Annotated in this window: 20 protein-coding genes and 1 tRNA gene; 15 read left to right on the forward strand and 6 right to left on the reverse strand. The window is 60.6% G+C overall.

What is annotated here, in order from left to right; translation table 11 throughout:
• Positions 1-124: 124 nt before the first annotated feature.
• Positions 125-1,045, reverse strand: a complete 921-nt coding sequence (locus OA90_RS05160) for a hypothetical protein (protein WP_156510394.1) — start codon at positions 1,043-1,045, stop codon at positions 125-127.
• A 314-nt stretch (positions 1,046-1,359) separates the two neighbouring features.
• Here OA90_RS05160 and OA90_RS05165 point away from each other — a divergent pair.
• From OA90_RS05165 to OA90_RS05180, 4 genes are all read left to right on the forward strand, one after another.
• Positions 1,360-1,436 (forward strand) — tRNA-Arg (locus tag OA90_RS05165).
• Between the two features lie 416 nt (positions 1,437-1,852).
• Positions 1,853-3,502, forward strand: coding sequence for an alpha/beta-hydrolase family protein (locus OA90_RS05170; protein WP_208985973.1), 1,650 nt, complete (start codon positions 1,853-1,855; stop codon positions 3,500-3,502).
• A gap of 12 nt (positions 3,503-3,514) precedes the next feature.
• On the forward strand, positions 3,515-4,375 hold the full coding sequence (locus OA90_RS05175) for a dienelactone hydrolase family protein (RefSeq protein WP_068408217.1): 861 nt from the start codon (positions 3,515-3,517) through the stop codon (positions 4,373-4,375).
• 309 nt (positions 4,376-4,684) lie between these two features.
• The gene (locus OA90_RS05180) at positions 4,685-5,218 is read left to right on the forward strand and encodes a 2,4'-dihydroxyacetophenone dioxygenase family protein (protein ID WP_068408219.1); all 534 of its coding nucleotides are present in this window, start codon (positions 4,685-4,687) and stop codon (positions 5,216-5,218) included.
• A gap of 138 nt (positions 5,219-5,356) precedes the next feature.
• Here OA90_RS05180 and OA90_RS28475 read toward each other — a convergent pair whose 3' ends face one another.
• Both OA90_RS28475 and OA90_RS05185 read right to left on the reverse strand, forming a co-directional pair.
• A complete protein-coding gene (locus tag OA90_RS28475; RefSeq protein ID WP_156510395.1) occupies positions 5,357-5,503 on the reverse strand; it encodes a hypothetical protein in 147 nt (48 codons plus the stop codon).
• Positions 5,504-5,770: 267 nt separating this feature from the next.
• Positions 5,771-6,529 (reverse strand): SDR family oxidoreductase, encoded by a 759-nt coding sequence (locus OA90_RS05185; protein WP_068408221.1) that lies wholly within the window; start codon positions 6,527-6,529, stop codon positions 5,771-5,773.
• A 100-nt stretch (positions 6,530-6,629) separates the two neighbouring features.
• Between OA90_RS05185 and OA90_RS05190 the strand changes: the two genes are divergently transcribed.
• Complete coding sequence (locus tag OA90_RS05190) at positions 6,630-7,526, forward strand: LysR family transcriptional regulator (RefSeq protein ID WP_068408223.1); 897 nt, start codon at positions 6,630-6,632, stop codon at positions 7,524-7,526.
• 70 nt (positions 7,527-7,596) lie between these two features.
• Here the strand turns inward: OA90_RS05190 and OA90_RS05195 are convergent, their stop codons facing one another.
• Both OA90_RS05195 and OA90_RS05200 read right to left on the reverse strand, forming a co-directional pair.
• Positions 7,597-8,136 (reverse strand): hypothetical protein, encoded by a 540-nt coding sequence (locus OA90_RS05195; RefSeq protein ID WP_068408225.1) that lies wholly within the window; start codon positions 8,134-8,136, stop codon positions 7,597-7,599.
• A 159-nt stretch (positions 8,137-8,295) separates the two neighbouring features.
• Entirely contained in the window at positions 8,296-9,027 is a 732-nt protein-coding gene (locus tag OA90_RS05200) for a GntR family transcriptional regulator (protein WP_082836857.1), read from the reverse strand.
• A 301-nt stretch (positions 9,028-9,328) separates the two neighbouring features.
• Here OA90_RS05200 and OA90_RS05205 point away from each other — a divergent pair, with 301 nt between their 5' ends.
• The 5 genes from OA90_RS05205 to OA90_RS05225 are packed head-to-tail and all read left to right on the forward strand — an operon-like array spanning position 9,329 to position 14,538.
• Positions 9,329-10,117, forward strand: a complete 789-nt coding sequence (locus OA90_RS05205) for a DUF2182 domain-containing protein (protein WP_068408734.1) — start codon at positions 9,329-9,331, stop codon at positions 10,115-10,117.
• 16 nt (positions 10,118-10,133) lie between these two features.
• On the forward strand, positions 10,134-10,760 hold the full coding sequence (locus OA90_RS05210) for a DUF1326 domain-containing protein (RefSeq protein ID WP_068408227.1): 627 nt from the start codon (positions 10,134-10,136) through the stop codon (positions 10,758-10,760).
• A 12-nt stretch (positions 10,761-10,772) separates the two neighbouring features.
• The gene (locus tag OA90_RS05215; protein WP_068408229.1) at positions 10,773-11,894 is read left to right on the forward strand and encodes a dimethylsulfoniopropionate demethylase; all 1,122 of its coding nucleotides are present in this window, start codon (positions 10,773-10,775) and stop codon (positions 11,892-11,894) included.
• Positions 11,895-11,896: 2 nt separating this feature from the next.
• Positions 11,897-13,549: an AMP-binding protein gene (locus OA90_RS05220; protein ID WP_068408231.1), complete on the forward strand. Its 1,653-nt coding sequence runs from the start codon at positions 11,897-11,899 to the stop codon at positions 13,547-13,549.
• On the forward strand, positions 13,546-14,538 hold the full coding sequence (locus OA90_RS05225; RefSeq protein ID WP_068408233.1) for an MDR family oxidoreductase: 993 nt from the start codon (positions 13,546-13,548) through the stop codon (positions 14,536-14,538). Before OA90_RS05220 ends, OA90_RS05225 begins: the two co-directional genes overlap by 4 nt.
• A 14-nt stretch (positions 14,539-14,552) precedes the next feature.
• On the opposite strand, the gene OA90_RS05230 is transcribed toward OA90_RS05225, so the two are convergent.
• Entirely contained in the window at positions 14,553-15,437 is an 885-nt protein-coding gene (locus tag OA90_RS05230; protein WP_208985974.1) for a LysR family transcriptional regulator, read from the reverse strand.
• 351 nt (positions 15,438-15,788) lie between these two features.
• Here OA90_RS05230 and rpmI point away from each other — a divergent pair, with 351 nt between their 5' ends.
• From rpmI to OA90_RS05255, 5 genes are all read left to right on the forward strand, one after another.
• On the forward strand, positions 15,789-15,986 hold the full coding sequence (rpmI, locus tag OA90_RS05235; protein WP_068408237.1) for a 50S ribosomal protein L35: 198 nt from the start codon (positions 15,789-15,791) through the stop codon (positions 15,984-15,986).
• Positions 15,987-16,010: 24 nt separating this feature from the next.
• Positions 16,011-16,370 (forward strand): 50S ribosomal protein L20, encoded by a 360-nt coding sequence (rplT, locus tag OA90_RS05240; RefSeq protein WP_068408239.1) that lies wholly within the window; start codon positions 16,011-16,013, stop codon positions 16,368-16,370.
• Positions 16,371-16,719: 349 nt separating this feature from the next.
• Positions 16,720-18,150, forward strand: a complete 1,431-nt coding sequence (locus tag OA90_RS05245; RefSeq protein WP_068408736.1) for an alanine/glycine:cation symporter family protein — start codon at positions 16,720-16,722, stop codon at positions 18,148-18,150.
• Positions 18,151-18,239: 89 nt separating this feature from the next.
• Positions 18,240-18,794 carry an MAPEG family protein gene (locus OA90_RS05250; protein ID WP_208985975.1) on the forward strand — a complete coding sequence of 185 codons (555 nt, stop codon included), beginning with the start codon at positions 18,240-18,242 and terminating at the stop codon, positions 18,792-18,794.
• A 5-nt stretch (positions 18,795-18,799) separates the two neighbouring features.
• The gene (locus OA90_RS05255) at positions 18,800-19,456 is read left to right on the forward strand and encodes a 3'-5' exonuclease (RefSeq protein ID WP_068408738.1); all 657 of its coding nucleotides are present in this window, start codon (positions 18,800-18,802) and stop codon (positions 19,454-19,456) included.
• Positions 19,457-19,570 lie beyond the last annotated feature (114 nt).

The raw sequence follows: 19,570 nt of genomic DNA on the forward strand, positions 1-19,570 counted from the left end.
TCAGTGACTGTCCTGGCCGCCACGTCCTGCCCTTTTGCCTTCAGGATCACCCTGCTTTCTTCATGTCGTGCATGAAAGCAGAAAAGTTGATCGATTTCAAAATCTTAAGAAGCACTGTCCGCAATCAGTCGAACGCGGGATGCTCCAGCACCACCAGTTGCTCCGGATGATGGAGCGCCATGTGCGGACCGTCCCGCACCTGCACGAAGCCGCGCAGCTCGACGAATTTTCCCGCCAGTTCCTCCACCTGCCAGCCCGAACGGCCGAGCGCCGCATCGAAGATCGCCTCGTCGGAGGCCTTCAACGTGACGGTGAAGTCTGTTTTCCAGTATTTTCCGAAATTCAGATAGCGGGTACTTTCAGTTTTTCCAAGGGAAACAACGCGTCCTTTCACTATCACGTAGTCTCCGGTCTTCTCTTCAAGCAGACCCGGCCTTGCCGCAGAATAGACGGGCGCCGCCATCTTGTCTCCCCACAGGCCGCGCTGCTCACGGCGCGCCGCCGTTTCCGCCAGCCGCAGAAGCCCCGCGCAGACGCTGTCTTCCCGATCGGGCGCAAACACCGCCGCCCCCGACATAAGCCGGACGGCCTGCAGAAGCTCTCTGGTTTCTCCATCCTTCAGAACGATCCAGGCCGGCGTCAGGCCCCAGCGGTTTTCCGGTCCGGTCGCCACAGCTTCAAGCCCGGGCGCCGCGCCCACCACCAAACCCGCTGCGGAGAGTGCCCCTTTGGGCCGGGGGGCCGGAACATGCAGTTCGCTGGCGAGATACCGCTGTCCCGACGGAGCAACAAACACACCGTCTTCCTCCGACTTTTCAACAGCGATCGAAGCAGCGTCCGCAGGCACACAGGCGTCATAGGCGGCCCGGGCAAGCGGTTGATCCCGGTCATCCGCCTGGGCATGCCCAGTGGCAAGCAGCAGCACGGCAAGGCCAAACGCCCACAACGGATTTTTCCGCTCGCGGCCGCCGTGTTTCGTCCTGCTTCTGCCGCTCAAGCGTCCGCTCGACACCCTCTGCCCTCTCAACCGGTCCTTCGGGTCCATCTGCCTTGCTCCACGCGCAACACGGCAGAAACGATCCCATGGCCTTTTCCCGAAATCCGTCCGGCAGACTTGCAGGCCGGAACAAAAAGTCCGCCGCGCTCGTATCGGTCCGCACGCGGCGGGAAAAAGGCAGCTTCAGGAAAGACTTGCTAAGCAGCGATTAAGGCAAGCCGAAGACACGGCGAAAAAAAGCCCGGACGAAGGCACCGGACCGGGACGAAGTTCTCCGCCGGGCACCGCGAAACACCTTTCCGGGCCTGCCTTTGCCGGAGGGCTCGCAAAGACCGGAAAATCATGCTAAGCGACCGCTTCGGGGCCCCGTAGCTCAGCAGGATAGAGCATCAGATTCCTAATCTGAGGGTCGCGCGTTCGAATCGCGCCGGGGTCACCAATTTCTCGAAAACGAGCTGTTGCTTGTCGAAACCCGGCTTCGCCTGCTGGGAGCTGTTGGCGAGCTGAGGTGCATCCAGGTCCGGATTGTACTCGGAAAGGCGCAAGGCACGGCGCCAATGCTGCTGTCAGTTTACCAGAGGACGAACTCCGGGTGCCGGAACGCAGTCCTTCCTGACGCCGTAAACAGTTAGCCGTATCGCGGCAGATCGTGTCGGCAGCCCCTAAGAAAACAGACGCTGTTCCCGACGAGCGGCAAGCTGACCGGTGGCAGGTATCCTGCGTTTCCGGGCAAAATAGGCGTTTGGTCTGCTCCCTTGCTTGGTTTACGCTTGCCTCATCACGGGCAGGTGACACGGGTAAGGATACGTCACCTACGCCGCAGTTTGCAGGAACTGGAAATTGGGAGATGCCGCTGTGGTTGGTCTGAAGAGGATTTCGATCGCCGGACTGCTGCTCGGTCTTCTCTTTTTCGCCGCCTCACTGACCCCCTCTCTCATTCCGCGTGGTCCCCTTGTACAGGGTGTCCTGGGCGGGCTGGTCATGGCACTGGGGTATCTTACCTGGTGGATCCTGCTGCTGCTATGGCGTGTAGCGGCCATGCCGGAATTTCACGGCGTAGCGAAGCGCTGGCTGCTCTCGCTTCTTGCAATCGGAACGCTGTCGTTCTTCGGCTGGACACTGGTTTCAAGCCTCGCCTGGCAGAACGACCTGCGTGTAAAGATGGACATGCCGTTCGTCGACAATCCCGACCTGATCTTTTTGACATTCGTCGCACTCCTGACCTTTGCGGTCTGTTTTGCGTTGGGTGCCCTGTTGGGCTGGCTGGTGCGCCTTGTCCGGTCCCGCCTCCTGCGGGTCATGCCGGAACGCCGCGCCAATGTACTGGCCCTCGTTGTCGTCGGCCTCGCCCTCTTTGTCGTCACCCGGGACGGACTCTATGACCAGATGGTGACGGGCCTCGATTCAAGCTACGAAGCAGCCCAGAAACTTTTCGACACTGCATCGCCGCCGCCTGAAAACCCGGAACTCACCGGCGGTGCCAATTCGCTGATCGACTGGGGCGCGCTTGGCACGCCCGGGCGAGACTTCGTCCTCGGTGGACCGGACGCCGAAGACATCGCGGCATTCACTGGCAAGCCGGCACTCGATCCCATCCGTATCTATGTGGGACGCGCCAACGCAAAAACAGCTCAGGAACGTGCCGACCTTGCCCTGGCCGAGCTGATCCGGACAGGCGCCTTTGAGCGCGAGGTGCTGGTGGTCGCAAGCCCCACGGGGACCGGTTGGCTCGACCCCGGCAGTCACGATCCGCTGGAATACATGCATCACGGGAACATCGCGACGGTCGCCGCGCAATATTCCTATCTGCAATCGCCGCTGGCCCTGATCCTGGAAACCGACACCGGGCTCGATCAGGCGACAGCGCTTCTGGAGACCGTCCACCGCTATTGGCAGACGCTGCCGGTGGATGCGCGGCCGCGCCTCTATGTCCATGGCCTGAGCCTCGGGGCATGGTCTTCGATGTATGCCACAAACCTCTTTCGCCTGGTCAACGATCCCATCGACGGCGCCTTCTGGGCCGGACCGCCGTTTCCTTCCGGTTTCTGGAGATACGTCCAGAACGCCCGGGAAGACGGCAGCCTATGGATAATGCCGCAGATCGGCGACGGGTCTTTCATCCGTCACGCCGGCCACTTCGACGATGCTTCGGAAGGCGCCCCCTGGGGCGACATGCGCATCGTCTTCCTGCAATATTCCAGTGATCCGATCGTGTTTTACGAGCCGCTCTCGGTCTGGCGTGCGCCTCCCTGGATGAGAGACCCGCCGGCGCCGGACGCCTCGACGCATATGACCTTCATGCCCATCGTAACTCAATTTCAGCTGGCTCTCGATATGGCGCTTTCCTTCGGCGCTCCACCGGGACACGGCCACGCCTACTACGCCCAGGATTACATCGTCCCATGGGTTCAGGTAAGTGCCCCGGAAGACTGGAGCGAAGACGACACCGCCCGACTCAAGGCCCATTGTGACAATGGTTTCCAGAACGGCTGCAGCAATGACTGACGGCGTCGTGTCATGAGACGTTGGCTCCTCTGGATCGGCATTGCCGCGGTGATGTTGGCGACACTTTTCGCGGTCAACGGTCTGCGCGGTCGCCTCGGCTGGTCGGCCAACCCGCAATCGCCGGAAATGACCGCATCCCTGATCGAGCCCGCACTCCGCTGGACACTGCCAGAAATGGAGGGCCCGCACCCGGTCGCTCTGCTTTTGTCGGGGTGTGATGGCCCGAAATCGAATCTTGATCGGCTGGCGGGCGACCTTGCCGCAGCGGGCTGGGCCTCGGTCATCATAGACAGTCACGGGCCCCGCGGGCTCGATGAGGTGGAACTCTGGCGGTTGGTCTGTGCGGGACAGATTCTGAACGGAGCCGAGCGCGCAGCCGACATCGCGGTCACCCTCGCCGAGTTGCGCAGCCATCCGCAGATCGACAGCACACGCGTGGCGCTGATCGGCCTGTCGCATGGTGGCTGGGCGAGTCTCGACTATCTCGCCATGGCCCTGGCCGGAACAGTGCCGCCCCTGCTGACATACTGGCCTGAGGCCATCGCCGCAGATCCCCTTGCCGGAATTGAGAAAGCCGTCTTTTTCTATCCCTATTGCGGCCCTGCAAGCGTGGGGTCCGCCAATGAACTGCCGTCCGATCCATCCTACCTTTTTCTTCTTGTCGACGGTGACACGATCGTAAATGAGCGCCACTGCCTCGAGGTTGCGGGCCGCTTGCTTTCTGTCAACGCCAATGTGGAGGTCTCCATTTACCAGGGTGTCACGCATAGCTTCGACGCAGAAGAAAAGTCCGTCTTGAGCTCTCTTGAGTTCGACGCCGAAACCTCGGATGCCGCGACCGCGGCAACCATCGAGTTCCTGGGCACCCCGTAAGGCCCGTCCTGGAGAGTGCCTGACAACGACGAGAATGGGCACTGTGGATCCTGGCCTTTGCGCCTGGCCTTTGCGCCTGACCGCTGCACCAGGGCCCACACTTGCGGGCACAGCCAGATACGAATTGTCAGGCGGACAGGGTCCTTGAAAGCCGGAAAAGACCATCGCGACAACGGCAAAGCTCCAAGAAAAAAAGCGCGCAAATTTGCCTGGTCGCATCGAATCGGAATGGTTTGGTGTGACTAGGTATTGCTCTAGTCTAAGCTCCTGGAAATACAACACAGAATCAAACGGCCTGGAGGGGGAGACATGTCGAACGAAAATACGAAGGAATTCTGGCGGGACATCAAACCGATAGACAAGGTGTTTCAACCCGATGCCCTGCCCGAGGTCTATATGGCCAATGCGGCGACGGAAGATGAAAGATACTATGTGCCTTTCACCGAAACGGTCTCTTCGCGCCCCCTGTGGATTTCTCCGTCACAGAACAAGTGGTGCGACATCCTCCTGGCGAAAGGTCCCGGGCTGGTGAACCGGCACTATCACCCGCACGAGGTGTTCGCCTACACGATTTCCGGCAAATGGGGCTATCTGGAGCATGACTGGATCGCCACCGCAGGCGACTTCGTCTACGAGACACCGGGTGAAGGGCACACGCTTGTCGCCTATGAGCACGAAGACCCGATGAAGGTATTCTTTCAGGTCCACGGCCCCTTGATCTGGCTCGATGAAACGGGTGAGCCGGATGGTTATTTCGATGTCCACATGTACATCGACATGTGCAGAAAGCACTATGAGAGCGTCGGTCTGGGGGCGGACGCTATCGACAAGCTCTTCCGCTGACGCACGTCCCGGCATCCATGTGGCTCAAGGGAGCTTTTCTGCGGACCAGCCGAGAGCGCAACTGGCCTGCCCGCAAGCTTCAGCATACCAGGCAAGCGTCCACGATCCCGGCCTGATTCCGGTGTTAACGACCGTGCCTTACGGCGTGACAGGCGTGTGCAACGTCGTGACAGGGACACCGGAATTGGTGGTCTCACCGGTCAGTTGACTGTTCGGATTGGTGTGCCTGACTGCGGCGACACCTACAATCATCAGCGCAACAATGGCGAGGCTCCAGTACTTCATCTTCATCGCTCCTTCGAAGCAGCGGCACTGCGGCGCCGTTTTCTCCAAGCCGATTCGATATTCGACTTTCGTCTATATTATACTTTAGGCGAAGGAAACGCAACGACAGGGTACGTCAAGAACACAACTCACACGCAAAGCGTGTAAGAATTGACACCTGTCTGTGGTGGCTCGCGATTATCGGGGCTCAGGTCATTTGGCTTACGGCAGCGACGCCGAGGAGTTGGTCCACCGGATGGGCGGCAAGTTGAAGCCCATTTGTCATTGTCATCTCAACGCTCCGCCCAGAGTAAAGCCGCCATCCACGACGACATCCTGACCCGTCACGAATTCTGAATCGCCCGACAGGAGCCACGTAACTGTGCCAGTGACATCTTCCGGGCGACCGTTCCGGCGAAGTGGCGTGTGACCCGACAAGCGGCTGGAAATCTCCGGGTCCAGCACTTCATCCGCCATTGGGGTCAGAATGATCCCCGGGCTGATAGCATTGACACGATTGCCACGCGGTCCTTCCTCAACCGCCCAGACCCGCATCATCGCAAGCAATGCAGCTTTGGTTGCCGCATACGCGCCTGAACCAGGCATGACCGCACCGGCCGTCCAGGAAGCATTTATCAGCACCGCGCCATTCTCCATATGCGGCAAACACTGCGCAACAGTTTGCTGAGTGCCAATCAGGTTGGTTTGGATAAGGTCCGCGAAATCAGCTGCTTGTGTATCGCGCAACGGCTTGAACTCACCAAGAAGTCCTGCATTGGCAAAGACCGCATCGAGCGTCCCGAACTGCGCCATGGAGGCCCTCAGGTTTGTTGCGATCTCCTCCGGGTTGGAAATGTCGCAAACTTGGACCAGTGCGGAACCGCCAGCATCACGGATCTCCTTCGCAACAGCTTCAAGATGCGGTGCCCGCCGCCCCCAGAGCGTTACAGATGCACCCTCGCTTGCAAGCCGAAGTGCGGCAGCGCGACCCATGCCGGTTCCAGCACCAGTCACCAGCACTGCGCGCTTTTCAAATCGTTTTTTCATGTTTGTCTCTCTCTTCGGTTGGTCGAAGAGAAATGTAGATTGTCAGGAAATATGTGATAATTGATCAATTTCTTTCCTGATAGAAAAGGTTTTCTTTCTAATGGACCTGTTCACCGCCATGCGCACCTTTGTCGAAGTGGTTCATGCTGGCTCAATGAATGCCGCCGCTCTCAGGCTGAATGTGAGCAGTGCCCTGGTCGGCCAAAGGATCGCGGGCCTGGAGGATCACCTTCAGGCGCGGCTGCTCAATCGCACGACGCGCCAGCACAGCCTCACAGCTTTTGGCGAAAGCTATCTTGAGCAATGCCGAGACATTCTGGAACTGGTCGATCTCTCCGAAGGCAAGGCAAGCGATCAGCAGCGGCAGCCACAAGGGCGCCTGCGCATTGCGGCGCCTGTCAGTTTCGGTACAGCAGCTCTGATGCCTGCCCTGAAGGGTTTCACCGACATGGCACCGGATGTCGAGATTGACCTGATCCTGTCCGACAGTAACGAAGATCTGATTGCGGACGGGTTTGACGCCGCATTTCGTATCGGGCGGCTGGAAGACAGCACCCTCCTGCAACTCCAACTCGCGCCCTACAGAATGATGGTCTGCGCATCGCCCGCGTATTTGACTGAGCATGGCGAACCACAGATACCCTCCGACCTGGACCGCTTTCGAGCAGTCCTCTTTTCCAGAACCGGACGCAGGCCATGGCGGTTCAGGAAAGGAGCTGAGGAGCGAAGCTGGGCACCAAAGGCAACAATTTCGGTGAACTCCGGCCCAGCCGTGCGGAATGCCGCAATGGCGGGCATGGGGGTCGCCTTGTTACCCGAAGCTCTTGTCCAGGGCGACATGGCTGCAGGCACACTCTCGCAGATATTGCCCGACTGGGCCCTGCCGGAGCAGCCAATGGCGCTGATCTATCACAGGGACCGTTACCGGCCACAAAGGCTGACGAAATTCATCGAATTCGCCCGGTCAACCTTTAAACACCCTGCTATGTACTCTTAAAATTGCGCTTTCAGGCTCGGACCCCTACCGGCATTCGAGGGCTTGTTCGAAGCGAAGACCGCGGTAGCCATCAACTGTCCGGACTGTCAGCGAAGTAATATTCGCGGGTTGTCCGATGCGGGCCGTGTTTTGTAATGGTCCGGCTCCTGAGATCCCGGATGAGGCTGACGCTTTCCTGATATGATACAGGCTCCAGACTGGCGCGCGAGCGGTGCGACCATTCCGTGGTCACCTCCAGCAGCACCAGACCGTCGCGGTTCTGTCCCAAAAGCGGTGGCCCAACGTCGCAGGCGCGCCCAGAATCATCGGTATAGGTCGTAATCAGGCTGCGGTAATAGGCCAGCCCGAATGCCCGCCTGTCACTGTTGCCGGGCTCGCCGGCAAGTGCCTTCCGCATCTTGTCGAGGGCAGCGGCATCGACATTGCCGAAAAACAGATGCCGGCCGGGCGGCGGGTGGTAACCGATATTGTCTTGCTTGCGGTGCGACTGGGTGAAATGGGAACCGGTGGCGAAATAGATCGTCGGCCGCATCTTGTTCGCACCGCGAGTGACTCCGATGACATGAACGGCGGTGTAATTGCTTGGCAGGTCCAGGCGTGCAGCAGGCATGGCGTATCCTCCCCCTGAAATAAGGAGGGCATTGTGCCGTTTCCATCCTGAAATTGCACTTGGACATTTTTCAACCGGAAAAAGCGCAGGTACCTTCCGGCAAGGCTGGAGTGGACGCCGCGCTTTTCAGAAGAGCCGCAGGTGCGGCACGCAGACCTTTCAGCCAGTCTTGGGCTTGCGGCGCTGGGCCGCCAGTTCCCGTGTATAGGCGGACAGCGCGTCGAGGCTTGCGGACGCATTTGCGCTGTCTTTCGCCTCCAGGGCCGATGACAGCGCGTCGTGAAAGTCGGCGATCCGCTCCCGGTCACGAAGACGATAGACCAGCATGTTCATCAGGGGCTGCATGGCTTCAAAGGCGGCGGAAAGCTGAAACGCCAGCAGCGGATTGGCTGTCGCACCGGCGATCACGGAATGAAAGGTGACATCCGAGGCGCAAAACGCCTCGTCACTTGTCAACGGATCGCGCTGGCGGTGGATCTCCTGCCTGAGTTCGCCAAGTTGGGCCTCTGTGCGATGCGTTGCGGCCAGCGGCAGGGCGGCGGCCTCAAGCGCGAATCGCGCCTCGATCGCATCCTCCAGCGGAATATCGTTCATGCCGATGAGAAGCCGGGTGGTGGTGACCAGATTGTCCGTCGCCTCGGACCAGGTAATGCGGTTGACGAAGGCGCCCCCCGCCGAGCCGCGTTCGCTGCGGATCAGGTTCTGCGCCGCGAGCCGCTTGAGCGCTTCTCGGACCGTCGATCTGGAAACGCCAAAACGTTCCGCCAGTTCCGCCTCACTCGGCAAGCGTTCCTCGCCTGTGAGCCGTCCGTCCAGGATGGCATCGCGGATGGCGTTGGCGATCTGAACCGACAGACCTTCTTTCTGTATCGTGTTGAATTCGATCGCCACATTTCACTCCAGTTTCCGCCCGGCCAGCCGTCGTTCAGCCTGCTGTCGTCCAGCCCGTTGCCGCACAGTTCTTCCGGCGGACGGTCCGTGAACTCCACAAAATTAGCTATCGGCCGTAAAAGGGTCAATCGGAAAGGTTTAATTGTCCGACAATTAAATGTTTGACTTTTAACATTGGCAGGAACAACTTTACGGGCAAGAAGCCGAGCCCCTGAACGCGCAAAGCCGCAGGAAAAATCGGCAGATACCGGCCGTCATATCCGCACGTGCGCGAATGAAAGGCGGATCCGGGGAGGACGAGATGAGGACACTTGCACGGTTGCTGCCGGGTCATGGCATTCTGGCGCTGCTGTTTTTTGCTGCCATTCTGATGGCCTGGAGCATCCTTTTCGCCATGCAGGCCTTTCCCGGAGGAGCCCCTCTCGCGGGACAGTCCGGCATCGGCGCCCTTCTGTGGCTGTGCTCGAACACCGTTGCCGTGACCGGCTATGGCACCAGCTTCCTCATGTGGGTCCTGATGACACTGGCGATGATGGCGCCCACGGCCTTCCCTGCTTTCCGCACCTATGCGGACCTGACACATACGGCGGCCGCGAACAGCCTCTCCCTTGCCGTTCTGATCGCGGGATATCTTTCCGTCTGGTTGGGATTTTCCGTTGCCGCGGCGTTTGTTCAGGTCAGACTTGCCTCCCTTGGCCTGATCGATCCTCTTGGCCGGTCGACCTCTCATGTCCTCAGCGGCGCGCTGCTTGTCACCGCCGGGCTCTACCAGTTCAGCGCCCTGAAGGCCGCCTGCCTGAAAGCCTGCCAGAGCCCCATGGCTTTCTTCCTCACCCACTGGCGGCCAGGCAGCCGTGGCGCACTCAGGCTCGGCCTGCGGCTCGGCGCCGTATGTCTCGGTTGTTGCTGGGCCCTGATGTTGCTGGCTTTCGTCGCCGGCACCATGAATCTGGCGATCATGGCACTCGCCATGGTGCTGATGACCCTTGAAAAACTGCCGGAGATCGGAGCGAAAATAAACGCACCGCTCGGCGTCTTCCTCATCCTTGCAGGCACAACCGTGATTGTCCTGCCTTTCCTGCCAAACTGACGCTAAGGAGATTCACATGTCCGGCTGGGCCATTCGCGGCGAATTGATCCTCAACTGCAACTGCACGGTTTTCTGTCCCTGTGTGGTCTCCCTCGGCCAGCATCCGCCCACGGAGGGCTATTGCCAGGCCTGGGCGGGAATTCGCATCGACGAGGGCCACTACGAGGACACGGATCTTTCCGGGCTCAACGTCGGCCTGGTTCTGGAGATTCCCGGCCTGATGGCACGCGGCAACTGGAAGGCCGCCGCCTATATCGACGACCGGGCCAGCGACGCGGCTTATGACAGTCTGATCAAGATCTTCTCCGGCCAGGCCAAGGGCACGACCGGCCTTTTCCGGGTTCTGATCAGCGAGTTCCTGGGAGCGGAACGGGCGCCGGTCTCCTACACCAACGAAGGCAAGAAACGCCGCCTGATCGTCGGCAAGGCCATCAAGGGCGAGGTGGAACCCGTGAAGGGCGGAAATCCCGACGAGGACATCGTCGTCACCAACACCGCCTACTGGATGGGACCGGACATAACCGTCGCCACGGCCACACAAGGCAGGGTGCGCGCCTACGGCCGCGTATGGGATTTCGACGGACGCAGTGCCGAGATCTGTCAGATCGACTGGTCCGGCCCACCGGCTGAAGCCGCCGCCTAGGGAGGGCAAGCCATGCAGGTCCCCGCCATTTCCATCTCGCGCCGCACGCGCAAGACCCCGTTTTCCAGACGTGTCCAGGCCGCGGGCGTCAAAGGCTACACGGTCTACAATCACATGCTTCTGCCCACTGTCTTCGACAGCGTCGAGGCGGACTACCGGCATCTGAAAACCAGTGTGCAGGTCTGGGACGTCTCCTGCGAGAGGCAGGTGGAACTCTGGGGACCGGACGCTGCCCGTCTGGCCCAGATGCTGACGCCGCGCGACCTGTCCGGAATGACCGAGGGCCGATGCTACTACACCCCCATGGTCGACGAGACCGGCGGCATGCTGAATGACCCGGTCACGACAAAAATCGCCGACGACAAATTCTGGGTCTCCGTGGCCGACAGCGACCTGCTGTTCTGGATCAAGGGCCTTGCCCATGCCTTCCGGCTCGAGGTCGATATCGACGAGCCGGACGTTTCGCCTCTAGCGATCCAGGGACCCAAGGCGGAAGACCTTGTCGCCCGGGTGTTCGGCGAACGAATCCGCACGATCCGCTTCTTTCACTACGACTACGTTGAATTCCAGGGACAGAAACTGATCCTCGCCCGCTCTGGCTATTCCAAGCAGGACGGCTTCGAACTATATGTCGAAGGCGCACAACTGGGTGAACCGGTCTGGGACGCCCTCATGTCCGCGGGGGAGGATCTGAATGTTCGCGCCGGATGCCCGAACCTGATCGAGCGCATCGAAGGACAACTGCTGTCTTACGGCAATGACATGACCCGCAACAACACGCCGCACGAATGCGGCCTCGGCAGGTTTTGTCAGACCAGGGAAGCCATCGGCTGCGTCGGCCGGGACGCTCTTCTCAGAGTCGCAGTCGAAGGCCCCGTGCGCCAGATCCGGAGCGTCGCCATCGACGGTGACCCGGTGCCGCCCTGCGACGAGCTGTGGCCGGTCATCGCGGGGGGACGGCAAGTCGGCACCGTGAGTTCCGCTGCCTTCTCGCCGGATTACCGCACCAATGTCGCCATCGGCATGGTACGCATGACCCATTGGGACAACGGCACCAGGGTTCAGGTCGACACGCCGCACGGGATCCGCTCGGCAACTGTCTGGGAAAAGCCATTCACAGATCAGGAGGCGTGATCATGAAGGAATTCTACGACGCTTTCTCTCCGCACCCGGCAAACCATGTTCCACTCTCGCCGCTGTCGTTTCTCGAACGCACGGCCGATGTTTTTCCGCACCGGACCGCACTGATCTACAATGACCGCCGGTATTCCTGGTCGCAGGTTAGGGAGCGGGTCGCGAGAGTGGCGTCCAGCCTTGTGGAACTGGGCATTGGCCCCGGTGACACGGTCTCGGTCCTGGCGGCCAACACACCGGAGCTCTTCGAACTGCACTACGCCGTGCCCCTGACCGGCGCCGTCCTGAACACCATCAACACCCGGCTGGAACCGGAAACCGTCGCCTATATTCTCGATCACGGGGACGCCAGGCTTGTTGTTGCCGACACGGCTTTTGCTGACACCCTCACAAGCGCCTTTGCCCTCAACGGCAAGGCCTTGCCCGTGATCAGCATTGCCGATCCCGACGGGCCTGGCGGTGAGATGATCGGATCGCACACCTACGACGGGCTTGTTGAGGCAGGAGACCCGGACTTCGCCTGGCACGGCCCCCGGGATGAATGGGCGGCGCTGGCGCTGAACTATACTTCCGGAACCTCCGGCCGGCCGAAAGGTGTGGTGTATCACCACCGGGGCGCCTACCTGATGAGCATGGCAACTCCGATAGCCTGGGACCTGCCACGTCACCCCGTTTACCTTTATTCGGTGCCGATGTTTCACTGCAACGGCTGGTGTCACGCTTGGACCATGACGCTGGTTGCCGGAACGATTGTCTGCATTCGCCAGATAACCGGCGAAGCCGTCTTCCGGCTGATTGCCGACCATGGCGTAACTCATCTTGGTGGCGCTCCGATCGTGCTTTCCATGCTGATCAACACACCCAGGGAGAAACAAACGGCGGTCACTCCGCCGGTCCGGATCCTGACGGCCGGCGCACCGCCGCCCGCCGCCGTGCTGGCAGGTGTCAGAAAGCTCGGCTTCGAAGTCATGCAGGTTTATGGCCTGACCGAAACTTTCGGCCATGTCGCCCAGTGTCTCTGGCGGGAGGAATGGGATGAGCTTTCGGAAGAGGAACAGGCCGAGTGCCAGGCCTGGCAGGGGGTCGGGTTCCCCATGACGGAGACGATCGATGTAGTCGACCGGACCAGCGGCAACCCGGTTCCCAGGGACGGCAGCACACAGGGCGAAATCGTCATTCGCGGCAACACGGTCATGAAGGGTTACTACAAGAACCCGGAAGCGACCGAGGAAGCCTTTTCCGGCGGCTTTTTCAACTCCGGCGATGCCGCGGTCCGTCATCCGAACGGCTACATCCAGATCCGGGACCGGCTGAAGGACGTGATCATATCCGGCGGTGAAAACATATCGTCCGTCGAGGTTGAAGGCATGCTCTACAGGCACCCCGACGTCGCGCTAGCCGCGGTGGTTGCCTTGCCGGACGAAAAATGGGGTGAAGTCCCCTGCGCCTTCGTTGAACTGAAAGAGGGCGCCGCCGCAACCGAGGACAGCCTCATTGCGTTCTGCAAGGAACACATGGCCGGATTCAAGCGGCCGAAGAAGATCGTCTTCACGGAGTTGCCGAAAACCTCGACCGGCAAGATCCAGAAATATGTTCTGCGCCAGCAGGCCAGAGCCATTCCGAGCAAAACCAACCAGCAGGACCCAGTCGAATGACCTTCAAAGCGCTTATAGTCGACAAGGACGAAGACGGTAACACCAGCGCCTCGATTCAGCAGATCGAAGAAACACGTCTGCCGGAAGGCGACGTGACCGTTGCTGTCGAATACTCGACGCTGAACTACAAGGACGGCCTGTGTCTCGGTCCGGGTGGTGGTCTCGTCAGAAACTATCCGCACGTGCCGGGCATCGACTTTGCCGGCACGGTCGAGGAGTCCTCGGACGACTGGTACCAGCCCGGCGACAAGGTGGTCCTCACCGGCTGGCGGGTCGGCGAGGCCTGGTGGGGCGGCTACGCCCAGAAAGCCCGCGTCAAGGGCGAGTGGCTCGTTCCCCTGCCCCAGGGACTGACCACACGGGACGCGATGGCCGTAGGGACGGCGGGTTTTACCGCGATGCTAGCCATCATGGCGCTTGAGGACCATGGCCTGAAGCCGGAAAACGGCCCGGTTCTGGTCACCGGCGCGGCGGGTGGTGTCGGCTCGGTCGCCACCGCGATCCTCTCCAATCTCGGCTATGAGGTCGCTGCCGTGACCGGGCGCGAAAGCACCTGGGAGTACCTGAAAGCCCTCGGCGCCAGCCGGATCGTGCCGCGCGGCGAGGTCAGCGAAACAGTAAAGCGGCCCCTGGAAAGCGAAACCTGGGCCGGCTGCATCGACGCGGTCGGCGGATCCATGCTGGCGCGCATTCTCGGCCAGATGAAATACGGCGCCTCGGTCGCTGCGGTTGGCCTGGCCGGCGGCGCGGCTCTGCCGGCAACCGTCGTCCCCTTCCTGCTGCGTGGGGTCAACCTGCTCGGCATCGACAGCGTCATGAAACCCTATGACGCCCGCCTGAAGGCCTGGGAACGGCTGGCGAAAGACCTGCCGATGGACAAGCTCGAAACCGTCATCCAGGCCGCAACGCTGGAAGACCTGCCGCAGCTTGGCGCCGATATCCTGAAAGGACAGGTGAAAGGCCGCGTCGTCGTCGATTTGAACGCCTAACGGATCGGGGTGGGTTACATAGTCGCCCGCCCCAGCTCCGCCTTCAGAAAATCGATCATGACCCGTACCTTGCGCGGCAGGTAGATCCGGCTCGGATAAAGAATCCAGGCGCCGGTATCGAAGTCGCCAGCTGCGCAGTCATGCTCCGGAAAAAGATCGACGAGAACACCGTCGGCCAGATCCTTGCCGATCAACCAGTCCGCCAACAGGGCCGGCCCCATCCCCAGCCTGGCCGCCTCCCGCAGCGCGAGTGCATTGGAAATCACCGTCCGGCCGGAGACTTCAACCGCGAAAGGTGTTTCGCCCGGCCTGCGGAACCGCCAGACACACTTGAACTCCGGCAGGTCGAAACGCAGACAACCGCGCCCAGTGAGATCTTCCGGGCGGGACGGCGCTCCGAAGGTGTCCAGATATCCCGGTGCGGCAACGACCCGGTACCGGGTTCGCAGAAGCCGCGTGGAGATCATGTCACCCTTCGGAGCCGCGGCGAGACGTACCGCCAGATCCAGCCCCTCAGCCAGAAGGTCGAGATTGCTATCGGAGGGAAACAGCTCGACCGAGATCTCCGGATAGCGCTCCAGAAAGCCGGGCAGAAGCGGCATCAGGGCTTCCAGGGTGAAGGCAACAGACGCTGTCAGGCGCAAGGTTCCGCGCACAAGAGTTCCCTGTTCGGAGATCTCCTCACGTGCCGCCTCCATCTCCTCCAGCAGCGGTGCGATGCGGCGCAGATAACGGTCTCCCTCGTCGGTAAGGGCAAGCTTGCGGGTGCTGCGCTGGAACAGCCTTGCGCCGAGCTTCCGCTCGACGGCAGCCACGGTCCGGGAAACATTCGAAGCGTCGACATCAAGCGCGCGCGCCGCACCGGCGATACTGCCGAGGTCCCGCACGAGCAGGAGCATTTTGAGTCCTTGCGTATCCATTCATGCATATTGCACAGGAATAGCTCTTTGATGAAAATATTCCTGCCTTCAATCGCAGCAATTAAATGAAACAGTCGGCTTTTCCCGCTCCGACGGTTTCGGCGCCTGAAGCTATGAAAGGCAGCCGGATGGCGCGGAATCCGGTTGCATTCGGCGGGAAGCTCCCATATAAGCGCCCGGTCCAGAGTCGTCCGGCTCGTCGTGGGCCGGTTTCCTGCATCCCGATGCAGGCCGTTTCCCGCGACAAACCAAGGGCATGCCGTGTCGGCTCTGAATGCACCAACAAAGAGTGGCCGTTCTAACGCGGTCGCACAAACGAAAGGATGCAAAATGCCCAAGCTGAAGACCAAGTCAGGCGCAAAGAAGCGCTTCAAGTTGACTGCGACCGGTAAAGTGAAATCCGGCCAGGCAGGCAAGCGTCATGGCATGATCAAGCGCACGACCAAGTTCATCCGCAACGCCCGTGGCACAACCACGTTGAGCGACCAGGATGCAAAGATCGTGAAGCAGTTCCTGCCCTACGCATAACGCCAGCCCCAAGGAGATTACCAGATGTCACGCGTCAAACGGGGCGTAACCGCCCACGCTCGCCACAAGAAAGTTCTGAAGGCTGCAAAAGGCTATTATGGCCGCCGCAAGAACACCATCCGCATTGCCAAGCAGGCCGTCGAGAAGGCAGGACAATACGCCTACCGCGACCGCAAGGCCAAGAAGCGCACGTTCCGTTCGCTCTGGATCCAGCGCATCAACGCGGCAACCCGCCAGCACGGCATGACCTACGGCCGCTTCATCAACGGCCTGAGCAAGGCCGGTATCGAAGTCGACCGCAAGGTTCTGTCCGACCTCGCCATCAATCAGCCGGACGCCTTCAAGGTTCTGGTCGATCAGGCAGAAAGCGCCCTTGCCGCCTGACTTTTCCGGCCAGTCCGGTCAGGTTCTGATAGTGAAGACGCGGTCCCACGGGGGCCGCGTTTTTTCGTTCAGGACACCCCGGGTGCCATTGAACGCAGCCAGGAGCCTTCAACACCTTGAAATCCTTGAATTCTCGAACCGTTGATCGATCCAGACCGGTTGCCTGCCGATAGACCGCCGAGGCCTGGTCCGGGCAGCCTGAACGGAGTCCCGGGAGGATTTTAGGCTGTGCATTCAGTTGTTTCCCTTTTCTATTGCCTTCGCTCTGATTTGAAGCCTACCTTGTAACTTCGACCAAGTTCCCGCTCCGCGTCGGACCCTGGAAGAAACTCTAATGGAGGCTGGTGCCATGCAGTTTGTTGAGTCGTTTTTCGCACTGATCGGCGATTTCACCTGGGGATGGGCCCTCATCCCGTTTCTTGTCGTCATCGGCATCTTTTTCACGGTCGTCACAGGCTTTGTACAGTTCCGGTTTTTCCTGCGCATGTTCCGGGTTCTGTCCTCGAAGAACCAGTCCGGCGATCCAAATGCGATTTCGGCGCGTGAAGCCCTGCTTCTGTCCGTCGGCGGCCGTGTCGGCGGTGGCAATATCGCTGGTGTCGCTGTCGCGATCACCCTCGGCGGCCCGGGTGCGGTCTTCTGGATGTGGGCGATCGCTCTTGTCGGCATGGCGACCAGCCTGATCGAATGTTCTCTCGCCCAGCTTTACAAGCGCTCCGCCGGAGACGGCACCTACCATGGCGGCCCCGCCCGCTCGATTCTTTACGGGCTGGGCAAGCAATACCAGTGGCTGGCAATTCTCTATGCGGTCTGCCTGATCGCCTCCTTCGCGCTCGGCTTCAACGCCTTCCAGGGCAACACTGTCGCGGGCGCTGTCGAGGAAAGCCTGGGCATCGGGCGTATCTGGACGGGAATCGCGCTCACCGTCGTCACCGGTGTCATCATTTTCGGCGGCATCCACCGCATCGCCAAGGTTGCCGATGTGATCGTCCCCATCATGGCGATCGGCTATATCGCCATGGCACTGATCATCATCCTCCTGAACTTCACCGAAATCCCGGCGGTGCTCTACACGATCGTTGCGAATGCCTTCGGTTTCGAGGAAGCTGTTGGTGGCGGCATGGGAGCCGCGATCGCACAGGGATTGCGCCGCGGGCTGTTCTCCAACGAGGCCGGCCTCGGCTCCGCGCCGAACGTAGCGGCAACCGCGGAAGTGCGTCACCCGATCAGCCAGGGAATCACCCAGTCCTTCTCCGTCTTCATCGACACGATGATCATCTGCACCTGTACTGCGATGGTCATTCTGATGGGTGACGTCTATTCACCGGGCGCCGAAGGCGTGGACGGCATCGTACTGACCCAGCAGTCGCTCGTTTCCCATCTTGGAGAATGGACCAGCTACTTCCTCGCGCTCGCGATCCTGCTCTTCGCCTTCAGCTCCATCATCTACAACTACTATCTCGGCGAAAACGCCCTGAGTTCGATGACCGGAAACGCCGCTGCACCCCAGATCCTGCGTGTGGTGGTCATGGGGGTCGTCTTTCTCGGAGCAACGGCGCCCAACGCCACGTCCGTCTTCTTCTTCTCCGATCCGCTTATGGGAGTCCTGGCTCTGGTGAACCTTCTGGCCCTGATGATGCTGTTCCCGACCGCAAAGCGGATCCTGGACGACTTCAAGGATCAGCTCCGGGCTGGTATTGCCCGTCCGGTTCTGGATCCCGACAAGTTCGCTGATCTGGATCTCGATCGCACGGCCTGGACCGGCAAGGCCCCCGACTGATCCGAGTGGAAGCCAATTGAAAACGCAAAAGCGCGGCCCCTCGCTGCGCTTTTCTTTTGTGGCGACATGTGTTTCCTTTAGGACATGGATTGAATGCAACCCGTCGGTGTCCGCCCATTTCACTTTCCCAAAAGCAGATCCCAGTCCTCAAGGGCATGATCACGGCCATCGTCATGTGTGGACTGGCGCTGAGCGCCGGAGCGGTGCTGCCGCCGGTAAACTGGCTTCCGGATGACACGAGCGGCGAACGGCTGGGCTTCGCGGCCAGATGCATTCTGGTGATCAGCGTCTGGCTGCTCTTATGTATCGGCGCACTCGCCCGGCATCGCTTCTTTACCCCGGCGGACATCGACGGCAGCGGACTCACCGCAGGCACGGCCAAGGCCAAAATACTTCAGGCAGTGCTGCAGAACACTCTTGAACAGACCGTTCTGGCCGCTCTTGTCTATGGCAGCTTCGCAGTTCTCGCACCACCGCAGTGGCTTGGCGCTCTGCCGGTGGCAGCGCTGCTGTTCTTTTGCGGACGCGCCCTATTCTGGCACGGCTATGTCCAAGGGGCCGGTTCGCGTGCCTTCGGTTTCGCACTGACGTTCTACTCCACCGTGCTGCTGTTCCTGGCCAGCATATTTCTCGCATTGGTGTGACCGGCATGCCCAACGCTGTCATCTTCGATTGCGAATATCTCACGGCTCCAGGTGCCATGAGGCGTATGTGGGGCGGCCCGCTCGATCCGGACCCTTCCGTGGCCCAGATCGGTGCGGTCAAACTCTCGCTCGATCCCGGTCACGAGATCCTGGAGACGTTTCAGGTTCTCATCAGCCCAAAGGACAGATATGGCCGGAAAACCACACCGGACCCCTTTTTCACAGAGCTGACAGGGATAGACCAGGCTTCTTTCGACCGGGCCGGCGTCGGTCTGGCCGAGGCCCTCGACGGCTTTGAGACCTTCTGCGGAGAAGCAACACTGTGGTCCTGGGGCAAGGACGAACTGAACCTCTTTGCCATCAGTTGTTATGTCGAGGGCAGCGCTCCGAAAATGCCGATACATCGGTTCGGCAATGCCGCTGGACTCGTCTTTCTGGCCGGCATGCCCTATGAGGACCTGGTCAAAACGACCAGCGGCCAGCTGGCGACTTATTTTCAGCTCGACCGCCAGGAACGGCGCGAGCATGACGCCCTCGACGATGCCATGTCGATCGCCCTCAGCCTGCAGCACCTGCTCCGGACAGGGAAGCTCGCGCCGTCCGATTTCCGCCTCCCGCTGGATGAAGCGGACTTGCGCCGAAGGCTGCCTCCTGCTCCTTAGCGCCCGGGCGATAGTCCGTTCGGGCGAGTCGGCACCCGCCCGCAATCACCCACCGGAAGTTCTCACCGCTATCCCCGAAATGCGTTAACTTTTGTGCCGTTTCGCGGCGCCTTG

Source organism: Labrenzia sp. OB1, from assembly GCF_001624695.1.
Classification (GTDB): Bacteria; Pseudomonadota; Alphaproteobacteria; order Rhizobiales; family Stappiaceae; genus Roseibium.